General features: G+C 27.2%; 11 protein-coding genes and 1 other annotated feature. Of the genes, 10 read left to right on the forward strand and 1 reads right to left on the reverse strand.

The annotated features are described in order from the left end of the window. The first annotated feature begins 291 nt into the window (after positions 1–291). From Q0Y03_RS09695 to pheT, 5 genes are all read left to right on the forward strand, one after another. On the forward strand, positions 292–1638 hold the full coding sequence (locus Q0Y03_RS09695; protein ID WP_297713656.1) for a TrkH family potassium uptake protein: 1347 nt from the start codon (positions 292–294) through the stop codon (positions 1636–1638). Positions 1639–1648: 10 nt separating this feature from the next. Beyond that, complete coding sequence (locus Q0Y03_RS09700) at positions 1649–2320, forward strand: TrkA family potassium uptake protein (protein WP_297713623.1); 672 nt, start codon at positions 1649–1651, stop codon at positions 2318–2320. A gap of 11 nt (positions 2321–2331) precedes the next feature. Then, on the forward strand, positions 2332–3108 hold the full coding sequence (locus Q0Y03_RS09705; RefSeq protein WP_297713624.1) for an RNA methyltransferase: 777 nt from the start codon (positions 2332–2334) through the stop codon (positions 3106–3108). 67 nt (positions 3109–3175) lie between these two features. Then, positions 3176–3398, forward strand: a binding site (T-box leader). Positions 3399–3459: 61 nt separating this feature from the next. Then, positions 3460–4479 (forward strand): phenylalanine--tRNA ligase subunit alpha, encoded by a 1020-nt coding sequence (gene pheS / locus Q0Y03_RS09710; RefSeq protein WP_297713625.1) that lies wholly within the window; start codon positions 3460–3462, stop codon positions 4477–4479. Positions 4480–4496: 17 nt separating this feature from the next. Beyond that, a complete protein-coding gene (gene pheT, locus Q0Y03_RS09715; protein ID WP_297713626.1) occupies positions 4497–6875 on the forward strand; it encodes a phenylalanine--tRNA ligase subunit beta in 2379 nt (792 codons plus the stop codon). Between the two features lie 38 nt (positions 6876–6913). Here the strand turns inward: pheT and Q0Y03_RS09720 are convergent, their stop codons facing one another. After that, the gene (locus Q0Y03_RS09720; protein ID WP_297713627.1) at positions 6914–7798 is read right to left on the reverse strand and encodes a phosphatidylglycerol lysyltransferase domain-containing protein; all 885 of its coding nucleotides are present in this window, start codon (positions 7796–7798) and stop codon (positions 6914–6916) included. 142 nt (positions 7799–7940) lie between these two features. Between Q0Y03_RS09720 and Q0Y03_RS09725 the strand changes: the two genes are divergently transcribed. The 5 genes from Q0Y03_RS09725 (at position 7941) to Q0Y03_RS09745 (ending at position 13665) form a co-directional block, all read left to right on the forward strand. Then, positions 7941–8438 carry a hypothetical protein gene (locus Q0Y03_RS09725; protein WP_297713628.1) on the forward strand — a complete coding sequence of 166 codons (498 nt, stop codon included), beginning with the start codon at positions 7941–7943 and terminating at the stop codon, positions 8436–8438. Positions 8439–8598: 160 nt separating this feature from the next. Further along, positions 8599–10092, forward strand: coding sequence for a glycerol kinase GlpK (gene glpK, locus Q0Y03_RS09730; protein WP_297713629.1), 1494 nt, complete (start codon positions 8599–8601; stop codon positions 10090–10092). A 53-nt stretch (positions 10093–10145) separates the two neighbouring features. Beyond that, complete coding sequence (locus tag Q0Y03_RS09735; RefSeq protein ID WP_297713630.1) at positions 10146–10790, forward strand: pentapeptide repeat-containing protein; 645 nt, start codon at positions 10146–10148, stop codon at positions 10788–10790. A gap of 119 nt (positions 10791–10909) precedes the next feature. After that, positions 10910–12073 carry an SAM-dependent methyltransferase gene (locus tag Q0Y03_RS09740; RefSeq protein ID WP_297713631.1) on the forward strand — a complete coding sequence of 388 codons (1164 nt, stop codon included), beginning with the start codon at positions 10910–10912 and terminating at the stop codon, positions 12071–12073. Between the two features lie 206 nt (positions 12074–12279). Continuing rightward, complete coding sequence (locus tag Q0Y03_RS09745; protein WP_297713632.1) at positions 12280–13665, forward strand: peptidoglycan binding domain-containing protein; 1386 nt, start codon at positions 12280–12282, stop codon at positions 13663–13665. The last annotated feature ends 77 nt before the right edge of the window (positions 13666–13742 follow it).

The following is a 13742-nucleotide window of genomic DNA, read 5'->3' on the forward strand; positions in this document are numbered from 1 at the left end:
ACGACTTAGGCTTGAAAAGCCTAACGCGTCAATATATTAAAATTCATTAAACTTAAAGAACCGCCGTGTACCAGACCGGTACGCACGGTGGTGTGAGAGGTCGGTAGATAAAATAATTATCTACCTCCTACTCGATTAATATTATAATTTAGAATATTATATAAATTTTAATATGGAATATCTATCAAAAATAATATAAAGGTGGTAAAATACATGTTGAACTTAATGATAATAAAAAGTGAGAAAAAGAACAAAATAATATTATAATTAGTGAATTTAGGAGGTGATATGATGAAATGGAACTTCAAGAGAAATTTTAAGCTTAAGGGAGTTCAAGTTTTAGCTTTAGGATTTATATTGGTAATATTGGTAGGTGCATTAATATTAACTTTACCTATATCCACCACTAGTGGAGAAAGTGCTAATTTTTTAGATGCCTTATTTACTGCCACATCGGCTGTTTGTGTTACTGGGTTAATAGTTGTAGACACAGGTACATATTGGAATATGTTTGGACAAACGGTTATAATGATATTAATAGAAATTGGTGGATTGGGATTTATGTCTTTTACAACATTAATTGCTATTATTTTAGGAAAAAAGATTACTTTGAGAGAGAGATTGATATTACAAGATGCTATGAATACCTTTAATATACAAGGATTAGTAAAAATGGTTAAGTATGTGCTAGTATTTACAGTATCTGTGCAATTTTTTGGTGCATTATTATTTTCTACACAATTTGTTCCTGAATATGGATTAGGAAAAGGATTATTTTATAGTATATTTCACTCTATATCTGCTTTTTGTAATGCTGGATTTGATATTTTAGGTAATTTTAGCAGCTTAACATCTTATAATTCTAATGCAGTTGTAATATTGGTGGCATCAGCATTAATTATAATTGGTGGATTAGGATTTACTGTATGGAGTGAATTATATAGTAGTAAGAGCTTAAAAAAAGTTTCTCTTCATTCAAAAATGGTAATATTAATGACTACAGTGCTAGTTTTAGGGGGAACTGTATTAATGTTTTTATTTGAAAATAATAATGTTAATACTATAGCAAATATGTCTTTTATGGATAAAGTTATGAACTCATTTTTTGCATCAGTTACACCAAGAACAGCTGGATTTAATAGTATTTCTACAGATGGAATGACTACGGCTGGACAGTTTTTAACTATAATTCTTATGTTTATTGGTGGATCTCCAGGATCAACAGCTGGTGGAATAAAGACTACAACTATAGGAATCTTGATTGTAACTATAATATGTGTGATACAAGGAAGAGAAGATTCAGAGGTATTTAAGAGAAGATTTAGTAAAGATTTAGTGTATAAAGCATTTACATTAATATTTATTGGAATAAGTTTAGTAATAGTTGTTACTATGCTATTATCTTATACAGAAAAAGGAGCAAGTTTCATATCATTATTTTATGAAACAGTATCAGCTTTTGGAACTGCAGGATTAACTTTAGGTCTGACTTCTGAATTAAGTAGTGTAGGAAAAGTATTAATAATGTTTATGATGTATTTAGGTAGAGTTGGACCATTAACTGTAGTATTATCTATAACAAGAAAAAAAATAAACTCAGGTATTAAATATCCAGAAGGAAAAATTTTAATAGGTTAGGGGAAGAAACATGGCAAATAATAAGCAGTTTGTAGTTATTGGATTAGGTAGATTTGGAGAATCGGTTGCTAAGACTTTGTATTCTTTAGGACATGATGTTTTAGCAATTGATATGGACGAAGATTCTGTACAAGAAATTTCTGACTCTGTAACGCATGCAGTTCAAATGGATGCAACTGATGAAAGTGCATTAAAAACTTTAGGGTTAAGAAATTTTGATGTTGCTGTAGTTACTATTGGATCTAATATACAAGCAAGTGTAATGGTAACTTTATTAGTCAAAGAATTAGGTGTTAAGTATATAATTGCAAAGGGTCAAAGTGATTTACATGCAAAAGTATTATATAAGATAGGTGCAGATAGAGTTGTACTACCTGAAAAAGATATGGGCGTAAGAGTAGCTCATAATTTAGTTTCAGCTAGTATACTTGATTTTATTGAATTATCTCCTGATTATAGTATTATGGAGTTAAGAGTTCTTAATGAATGGAATGGAAAAACGTTAAAAGAATTAAAATTAAGAAGTAATTACGGAATAAATATTATGGCAATAAAAAGAGGGGATGATATAGATATCTCTCCAAAAGCAGAGGATATATTGTCAGAAGATGATATTATAGTTGCTATTGGTTCAACTGATGATTTAAGTAATCTAGAGGAAATTTTAATTAGAAAAAAATAAGAGGTGAAACTTTGATAGTCATTGAAAGTAAAGACAACACGTTATTTAAATATACGAAAAAGTTAAAGGAAAGAAAGCATAGAACAAAAGAAAATAAATATATTATAGAAGGATTTAGATTGGTTCAGGAAGCCTTTAAAGCAAAGTGCAATATAGAGTATATAATAGTAAATGAAGGTGGAAAAGTAAAACTAGAAGAGTATTTAAGTCAGTATATAAATAATATTAAAATTTATGAAATGAGAAATGAATTATTTTCTCAATTAACTTCAACAGAAAATACTCAAGGTATAATTGCTGTAGCTAATATAAATAATTTAATAAGTGATATAAATGGCGACTTTTATTTATTGTGTGATAAGGTTCAGGATCCTGGAAATTTAGGAACAATTATTAGAACTGCTCATGCTGCAGGAGTAAATGCAATTATATTAACAAAGGGTACAGTTGATATATATAATGATAAAACTATTAGATCGACAATGGGCTCTATATTCTATATACCAATCATTTATGATAATGATTTAAACTTATTAAAAAAGTTAAAGAGTGAAGGCTTTGATTTAGTAGCTACATCTTTAGAAGAGTCAAAAAATTTCTTTGAGGAAGATTTAAGTGGAAAAGTTATATTGTCTGTTGGAAATGAAGGAAATGGTATAAGTGAAGAGATTTTTGAACTTGCAGATAAAAAAGTGAAAATTCCTATGCCTGGTGGAGCAGAGTCATTAAATGTAGGTGTTGCAACTTCTATAATATTATTCGAAAAAGTAAGACAAAGTTTATTGTAAAATAAATTTTAAAATAAAGTATTGAAAAAAATATTGGTTATTTGTATAATAAATTGTAAATAAATATTGAAAGACAGTGAATGAGAAAGTAGATATAATGGAGTATACAGGGAGAAAAGACCTTAGACTGTAAGTCTTTTTATATAAAGTTATATTGAAGTTCCCTCAGGAGTCCTAACTGTGAAATGATAGTAGTAGTTAGCGGTTAAAACCGTTATTTAATTAAGATGGATATTTTATTAATAATAAAATATCAATTAGGGTGGTAACGCGGATATTTCGTCCCTTTTTGGGACTGAATATCCTTTTTTTGCGCCAAATTTTAGGAATTAATAAGAAGGGAGAATAAAAATGCAAGAAAAATTGTTAGCAATTAAAGAAGCTGCTTTTAATGAAATATCTGCTGCGGAAAATAGTGGAGCATTAGAAGAAATAAGAGTAAAATACCTTGGGAAAAAAGGTGAGCTTACTACAATATTAAGAGGAATGGGATCATTAAGTCCAGAAGAAAGACCAGTAGTTGGTAAATTAGTTAATGAAGCAAAAAGTGAAGTTGAAGCGAAACTAGAGGAAGCTGTAAAAGAAATAAAGGAAAGAGAAAAAAATGCTAAACTTGCAAGTGAAGTTATTGATATATCTCTTCCTGGAAAAAGAAAGGTTATTGGTAAGAGACATCCTTTAGACTTAACTTTAGAAAGTATGAAAGAAATATTTATTTCAATGGGGTTTACAGTAGAAGATGGTCCAGAAGTTGAATTAGATCATTATAATTTTGAAGCCTTAAATATTCCTAAGGATCATCCAGCAAGAAGTGAACAAGATACTTTTTATATAAATGATAATATAGTTTTAAGAACTCAAACTTCTCCAATTCAAATTAGAACTATGGAAAATCAAGAACCTCCAATAAAGATGATATCTCCAGGTAAGGTTTATAGATCAGACGCTGTAGATGCTACACATTCACCAATATTCTATCAAATGGAAGGATTAGTAATTGATAAAGGAGTTACTTTTGCAGATTTAAAAGGTACTTTAGAATTATTTGCTAAAAAAATGTTTGGAGATAAGGTTGTAACTAAGTTTAGACCACATCACTTCCCATTTACTGAACCTTCAGCTGAAATGGATGCAACTTGCTTCGTTTGTGAAGGAAAAGGATGTAGAGTATGTAAAGGAAGCGGTTGGATTGAAATATTAGGATGTGGAATGGTTCATCCAAATGTTTTAAGAAATTGTGGAATTGATCCAGAAGTTTATAGTGGATTTGCTTTTGGATTTGGTGTAGATAGAATGGTTATGCTTAAGTATGGTATTGATGATATAAGAGCATTATACGAAAGTGATATGAGATTTTTAAATCAATTTTAATTAGGAGGTAAAGTAATATGAAAGTACCATATAATTGGTTAAAGGATTATGCGGAAGTAAACGTAGATCCGCATACATTAGGAGATAAATTAACTCTTTCAGGATCAGCATTAGAAGAGGTTATTATACAAGGTGATAATATAAAAAATGTTGTTACTGGTAAAATTACAAAAATAGAAAAGCACCCAGATGCAGATAGATTAAATGTTTGTCAAGTTAATATAGGGCAAGAAGAGGAAATACAAATAGTTACAGCTGCAACTAATATGAAGGAACAAGATATAGTTCCAGTTGCTCTTCACAAATCTATTTTAGCTGATGGAACTGAAATTAAGAAAGGTAAAATGAGAGGTGTAGTATCTAACGGTATGTTCTGTTCTGAAGAAGAACTTGGAATTGCTGGAGATGAGCCAGTTCATGGATTAATGATTTTACCAGCTGATGCTCCATTAGGAATGGATATTAAGGAATACTTAGGGTTAAATAAGGCAATATTAGATTTTGAAATAACATCTAATAGACCAGATTGTTTAAGTATCATAGGAATGGCTAGAGAAACAGCTGCAACGCTTGGAACATCTTATAAAATGCCAAATTTCAACTATGAAGTTAAATCTTCAAAAGATATTAATGATGAATTAAAAGTTGAAGTTAAGGATGAGTTATGTAGAAGATACATGGCTAAGGGTGTTAAAAATGTTAAGGTTGAGCCATCACCAGGTTGGATTCAAGAAAGACTTTTAGAAGCAGGGGTTAGACCTATAAACAATATAGTTGACATAACTAATTTTGTTATGTTAGAGCTAGGTCAACCAATGCATGCTTTTGATGCAAGACAAATAGAAAGTAAGACTATAGTTGTTGAAAGAGCTCAAGATGGAGAAAAGTTTACAACTTTAGATGAAATAGAAAGAGAATTAGATTCAAGCATCTTAATGATTAAAGATGGTTCTAAGTCTGTAGCTATAGCTGGAATTATGGGTGGATTAAATTCAGAAATTCAAGATGATACTACAGAAGTAATCTTTGAATCTGCCAATTTTGAAGGCACTAACATAAGAGTTAGTTCTAAAAAGTTAAATTTAAGATCAGAAAGTTCTTCAAGATTTGATAAAGATATAGATCCAAACTTAGCTAAACTTGCAATAGATAGAGCTTGTGCTTTAATATGCGAGTTAGGCTGTGGAGAAGTTATGGAAGGAACTATAGATGTTTATAACAATATAAAAGAAGAAGGTTCTATAACTGTAAATTCTAATTGGATAAATAAATTCTTAGGAACTGAAATCTCAAAAGAAGAAATGAAAAAAGCATTAGATTCTTTAGACCTAAAGACAAATGTTGAAGGCGATGATTTAGTTATAACTATTCCAACATTCAGAATAGATATTGCTATAAAAGAAGATATTGCAGAAGAAGTTGCTAGAATTTATGGATATGATAAGATTCCTACTACTATATTTAAGGTTTCAACAGAAAGAGAACCAAAATATAAAAATGAATTATTAACAGACAAAGTTATAGAAATAATGGTAGGTAGTGGTGTTAACCAATCTATTAGTTATTCATTTGTATCTCCTAAGGTATTTGATAAGGTTAATATACCAGCAGATAGTGAACTTAGAAATGTTGTTAAAATAAAGAACCCATTAGGTGAAGATTATAGTGTAATGAGAACAACTACATTACCTTCAATGATGGAATCTTTAGGAAGAAACTATTCAAGAAACAATGACTATGTAAGATTATTTGAAGTTGGTAGAGTATACTTACCAAATGAAGATGAAAAACAACTACCTACAGAAAAAAATGTTTTAACTATAGGTATTTATGGTGAATGTGACTATTTAGATCTTAAAGGAATAGTTGAAAATGTAATTGATGGATTAGGAATAGCTAAAGCTAAATATGTTAGAGAAAGCGAAAATCCAAGCTATCATCCAGGAAAAACAGCTGCTCTTATGGTAAGGAATAAGAAAGTTGGTGTATTTGGAGAAGTTCATCCAGATGTAACAGAAAATTATGGAATAGATGTAGATTGTTATGTAGCTGAATTAGACTTAGATGCTTTATTTGAAGCTTCAACTACAGTAAAAACTTACAAGCCATTACCAAAGTTCCCAGCTGTAACTAGAGATATAGCATTACTTTGTGATGATTCTATATTAGTTGCTGAAATAGAAGAAACAATAAGAAAAGCTGGTGGAAACTTAGTAGAAAAGGTTCAATTATTTGATATATACAAAGGTGCTCAAATACCAGAAGGAAAGAAATCTATAGCTTATGCTATTGCATATAGAGATGAAAAGAAAACTTTAGAAGATAAAGATATATCTAAAGTTCATGATAAGATTCTTAAAGCATTAGAACATAAATTAGGTGCTGTTTTAAGATAATAAATAAATTTAAAGGAAGCCGAAAATATCAGCTTCCTTTAAATTATTATTAATGATTTTTTTAGTAAATATAATGGTTTATATGAAAGTTTAGATTTTCTTAAACCTTCACAACCACAATCCTCTTGTCTATTTATATACTTTGTTTTTGAAAAATCTCTTCTTATAAACTCTCTATTTATGAATGCGTAGATTCCCTTATAATCAATGTTACATCTTTCGACATGAATTATAGCAGTATCATTTAAAATTTCTCCAATTGAAAAGCCAACTAAAGAATTTTTGACGTAAACACAAATAGAATATAAGTTTAGATAATTAAGATTATAAAGTAAGTCAGTTATCTCTTTAGTTTCTATCTGAAGTTCTCCACAAAGAGAAGTTCTTTTTGAATGCCAATTTGATAATAATTTTAAGCAGTCATTTATTTTTTCTTCGCTATCAATAGAAGTAACTGTATAGTCATATGAATTTATAAAAGAGTTATAATGATTTTTCTTTTGATGATATTTTTTACCTTCTAAGTTTAATAAGTCATTTGTTAAATAGATATATTCAAAAGTATCTCTATTTTCAATGATTTTAAAAGGTAAATTAGTTAGTGTTTTTAAATCATAAATAAAGCTATCTTCTATATCTCCTAACAAATAAATAGTATCATTATTAGGTAGTTTTTTTAATTTAAGAATTAACTCTTGAAGTGTTGCTTTGGTGTAACCTATTGGCATCATAAAAAATGATCCATAATTAGTTTCCTTTTTTATTATTAAGCAATTGTTTATTATGGAGTATTTAGTTTTACATAAATCTCTCCATAAATATAAAGCAGTAAATGAGTATTCATAAGAGTTATTGTTGAAATATTTTAAATAATTATTAAATAAATCTTTATCACTTAGAGTTAACTCTTTAAAGTTTTCCAATTTATCATCCCCTTGTTGTTTATAAAAGTATATATATTATTTTATTTTTATTCTATAAAGATGTGTAAAAATATAGGTATTAAATTTTAGCTAAAGAATATAATTTTATGAATAAAACTTTAATATTAAAGGAATGAAATGAATGAAATTAAAAAACTTAGTTTTAAGCTTATCAAAGGATGATATATTAAATTTAATAGCTTTACAGGATAAAACAATAATTAAAAAGTTGGATTTAGGAAATACAATTAATGCAAGTGGAATTTATAAGTTAGTCGGGTTAAATATTGAGTTTGATACATCAATGACAATATCTACTTTTAAAAATAATATAATTTATATCGATATTAATAACTTTCAAATTTCCGGAAAAAGTTCTTCTAATCCATTAGTTAAGGGATCTATAGCACTTTTGACTAAGTCTATAAATGATATAGAAGGAATGAATTTAAAGGATAAAGTGTTAACAATAGATATTGAAAAAATGGTGAAAGCTTATTGTACTGACACATATGGAATTAAATTAGATAAGTTAGATATTAGTACATTAAAGACTAGTAATGGATGTTTTGAATTTGGAATTAATATATTAGATATAAATTTAGGTAACTTAAAAAATCTTAATAAATTAAAAAAATAAAATTTTAAAGGCTATATTACTTTATTTTAAAAATATTTATTTATATAAAATAAAGTAATATAGCCTTTTATTATTATAAAATAACAATGATAAAATCTTTATACTAGTATTAAAATATGCTATTATTATCAATATTAATATTTAATTAGGAGGTAAGGGTATGGATAAGTATATTTTAGCTTTAGATCAAGGCACTACAAGTTCAAGGGCTATAATATTTGACAAGGAACAAAACATATATGGAATAGCACAAAAAGAATTTAAACAGATATATCCTAAAGAAGGATGGGTTGAACATGATCCCATGGAGATATGGGCATCTCAATATGGTGTATTACAAGAAGTTTTAGCAAAAACTAATATTGAATCAGAACAGATATCTGCAATAGGTATAACTAATCAAAGAGAAACTGCAATAGTATGGGACAAACAAACTGGTGAGCCTATATATAATGCTATAGTTTGGCAATGTAGAAGAACTGCAGATATTTGTGAAAAATTAAAGAGTGATGGATTTGACAAGTATATTAAAGAAAATACAGGATTATTAATAGATGCATATTTTTCAGCAACAAAGGTTAAATGGATACTAGATAATGTAGAAGGTGCTAGAGAAAAAGCTGATAGGGGAGATTTGCTTTTTGGAACAGTTGATACATGGTTACTTTGGAAACTTACAAATGGTATGGTTCATGTAACCGATTATACTAATGCTTCAAGAACTATGCTTTTTAATATTAGAGAGTTAAATTGGGATAAAAAAATATTAGAAAAGCTTAATATTCCAATATCTATGTTACCTGAAGTAAAAAGTTCCTCTGAAATATATGGATATGTTAATTTAGGTGGAAAAGATAATATTAAGGTACCGATAGCTGGGATAGCAGGGGATCAGCAAGCAGCTCTTTTTGGTCAAGCAGCTTTTAATAAAGGTGATGCTAAAAATACATATGGAACAGGATGTTTCTTGTTAATGAATACTGGTGAAGAATTAGTTGAAAGTAAAAATGGACTTTTGACCACTATAGCAATAGGATTAAATGGTAAGGTGAATTATGCTTTAGAAGGTTCTGTTTTTATGGGTGGAGCAATAATTCAATGGCTTAGAGATGAGATGGGAATGTTAACTGATGCTCAAGATTCTGAATACTTTGCTAAAAAAGTAAAAAATAATGGTGGAGTTTATGTAGTCCCAGCATTTGTTGGACTTGGGGCACCTTATTGGGATATGTATGCAAGAGGATCCATATTTGGATTAACTAGAGGTTCAAATAAAAATCATATAATTAGAGCAGCTCTTGAATCTATTGCTTATCAAGTGAGAGATTTAATAAATGCTATGGAAGAAGATTCAGGATGTAAAATAAATACTTTAAAAGTAGATGGAGGAGCTAGTAAGAATAAGTTACTAATGCAATTTCAGTCAGATATAACTAATATTGAAGTATGTAAACCTATAATAACAGAAACTACAGCACTTGGTGCAGCGTACCTAGCTGGATTAGCTGTGGGATATTTTAATAATCTTGAGGAAATAGTAGAAAATTGCTATACAGGTGAAAAGTATGAACCTAATATGGATCTTGAAGATAGAGAAAATCTATATAATGGATGGAAAAAAGCTGTTAGTAGAGCACAACATTGGGAAGAGTAAATAATCACTGGTGGAAAAATAATCATCTGATATAAAAGTGAGGAGAAAATTTAATGCCAAAATTAATAAAAATACAAAATCCTAAATTTATTGATGATATTGAAAATATTATAGATATAAGGGATGAATTTGTATATAGTGAAAAAATACAAAATAAACTTATAGAAAATATTGATATAGAAAGTAAGAATGATATAGGTATTACTATAGATTCATGTATATTCAATAATATAGCTTTTATAGATTGCAGCTTTGAAAGAGTTGATTTAATAGATACAATATTTAAAAATTGTGATTTATCTAATGTATCATTTATTGGGAGTAGCATACATAGGACTCAATTTATAAACTGTAAATTAATTGGAGCAAGATTTGATGAATGCAATTTGAAAAATGTTTTATTTGAAAATATATTAGGAAAATATTCTAATTTTTCTTTTAGTAAAATAAACAGTGCAAACTTTGTAGATTGTAACATGACTGAAGCCGTATTACAAGATGTTAAATTAGAAAAAACAGTATTTGAAAATTGTAATTTAACTAACGGATTTTTTAATAAAACATTTCTAGGGAAAATAGATTTAACTACTTGCGATATTACGGGTATTGATGTAGATATTCCTAATATATATGGAGCGACAGTAACAACAATGCAAGCTTTGGATTTAAGTAGATTATTAGGGCTAAATATAAAATAAGGTTAATACTAGCTATTTATTATTTAATAATTCAATTTAATGTATATCATTAATAATGAAAAAATGATATTATATAAATTAAAATTAGATTATATTATTCATAAACAAGGTGGATGTAAATGGAAGAGTTAAAAAAAGCATTAGACGAAATATTTAAGGATAACATAATAAAGATTGTTATAAGTAATAAGGTTAATAAGGAAGTTAAATACAATAAGATAGTAGTTAATTTGAAGGAAACAAATAAAGGTAGATTTTATCAAATAGAAAAATTTACAGATAAGCAAGTTTTTCATGAAAATATAGATATAGAAAGTGTCAATGAAAAGGTATATGAATGTTTAAATGGAGATTATAAGCAACTTTCAGCATGGTCAGGTAATTATACATATGATATGAAGATATCTAAAAAAGGAAAAGTATTTTTAGGAAAGAAGAAAAGTGGTAATTCTAAAGTTATTAAAAAAGGTCATAATAAAGAAAAAAATTATATATTAAAAGAAGGTATGGTTATTGAACCACTTATAGATTTAGGGATATTTACTAAAGAAGGTAAAGTTATTAATTCTAAATATGATAAATATAAGCAGATAAATAGATTTATTGAAATAATTGATGATGAAATTAAAAAGAATGATTATAAAGAGTTAACAATATTAGATTTTGGATGTGGTAAATCATATTTAACATTTGTCTTATATTACTATTTTGTAAAAATAAAAAACATAAATGTAAAGATGATAGGTTTAGATTTAAAAGAAGATGTAATTAAAAAATGTAATGAAATAGCTCAAAGATATAACTATGATAATCTTCATTTTGAATTAGGAGATATTAATGGATTTAAGTATAACAATAAGGTTGATATGGTAATAACATTACATGCTTGTGATACTGCAACAGATTATGCATTATATAATGCTATTAAATGGAATAGTAAAATGATTTTCTCAGTTCCATGTTGTCAACATGAATTTAATACTCAAATGAAAGCAGATGAATTATCAATATTAACTAAGTATGGTATAGTTCAAGAAAGAATAGCTGCTTTAATGACTGATAGCGTAAGAGCAAATCTATTAGAGTGTGCAGGATATAAGACTCAATTATTAGAGTTTATAGATATTTCACATTCTCCCAAAAATATTTTAATTAGAGCTTCAAAATCAAATGTATCAAAGGAAAAAAGAGAAAAATCCCTTAAAGAAGTTAATAATTTAATTGAAACATTTAATTTTAATCCAACATTATTTAATTTACTAAAAAATGATAAACTAATTTAATAAATATACAACTATCATAAAACACTTTATAAAAAGTAAATAAAGTATAAAATATTTTCTTATATTGAACTAGTATTCTTTAAATAATAATGAAATAGTATAGATATTTCATTATTATTTTTTTATTTGTTTTAAAAGATAAATTAATTACATAATAATAGAGTGTACAAGCATTTTAAGGAATAATATTAGGGGGAATGGTTACTTTGATTAAAAATAAAAAAAATAGTATAACCTTTATTATAATTATTGCTATTTTTACTTTATTAATAATATATCTTCTAATTTCTATTTATTTTAAAAATCACTTTTTTATAGGTACATATATAAATGGTGTAAATGTATCTTTTAAAACTGTAGAAGAGGCTGATACTGAATTACTAAATGAATCTTATAACTATGTTTTGGAAATTAGGGAGAGAAATGATGTAGTAGAATATATTGAAGGAGATAAAATTAATTTTGAGTATAAAGGAAGTAATAAAATAGGTGAGTTAAAGAAAAAACAAAATGGATTTTTATGGCCTAAGTTTTTATTTATCCAAAATTCATATAATATAAATAATGTTTATACATATGAAAAAAGTTTGCTTGATGAGGAATTCAATAAATTATCATGTTTTGTTAAAGAGAATATTGTTGAGCCTTTAGATGCCTGTTTTCATTATAATGGTACGGAATATGAGATAATTAAAGAGGTATATGGAAATAAAGTTAATAAAGATTATTTACATGCTTATATACTAAATTCTGTTTTAATAGGAAGAGAAATTATTGATTTAGAAGAAATAAATGCTTATGAAAATCCAGACTTTACATCAACAAATGAGATGGTTATAGAAGCTCAAAAACAATTAAATACATTTGTATCTACTAGAGTGTATTATAATTTTGATAATGAAGTAGAGATTTTAGATGGAAGTATTATTAATGAGTGGTTAGAAATAGATGAATTTATGAATGTTGTATTTAATGAAAAGAAGATTAAAGAATATTTAAATGATTTAAGTATCAAATATGACACTTATGGAAAGACACGTAGTTTTAAAACTACTACTGGAAAAACTGTAGAGGTAGCAGGTGGAAATTATGGTTGGAAAATTGATAAAAGTAAAGAGTTTGATGAATTAATTAATAATATAAAAAATGGTGAAACTATAAAAAAGGAGCCACTATATATACAAAAAGCATGGGGAACTAGAGAAAATGATATTGGGAACACTTATGTAGAAATAAATTTGACTAATCAATATTTATGGTTCTATAAAAATGGAGAATTAATTGCACAGGGAGATATTGTAACAGGAAACGTAAGTAGGGGAAATGCAACACCACAAGGTACTTATATATTAAATTATAAACAGAAGGATGCAACATTAAAAGGTGCTGGATATAGCTCAAATGTTAAGTATTGGATGCCATTTAACTGTAATATTGGTATACATGATGCAAGTTGGAGAGGAGCTTTTGGAGGTTCTATTTATAAGAGTGATGGTAGTCATGGTTGTGTAAATGCACCTGAGTATTTGGCTAAAAAAATATATGAAAATATAGAGTCAGGAACTCCTATTGTTTGTTATAAAGAAGAATAGAAAGTTATAAAAAAATATGTACATTAGTATAAAAAAATAATATAATAAAAATGTAATGAATTTTAAGAAAGGGAAAG

The organism is Clostridium sp. (assembly GCF_026168755.1).
In the GTDB taxonomy this organism is placed as follows: Bacteria; Bacillota; Clostridia; order Clostridiales; family Clostridiaceae; genus Clostridium.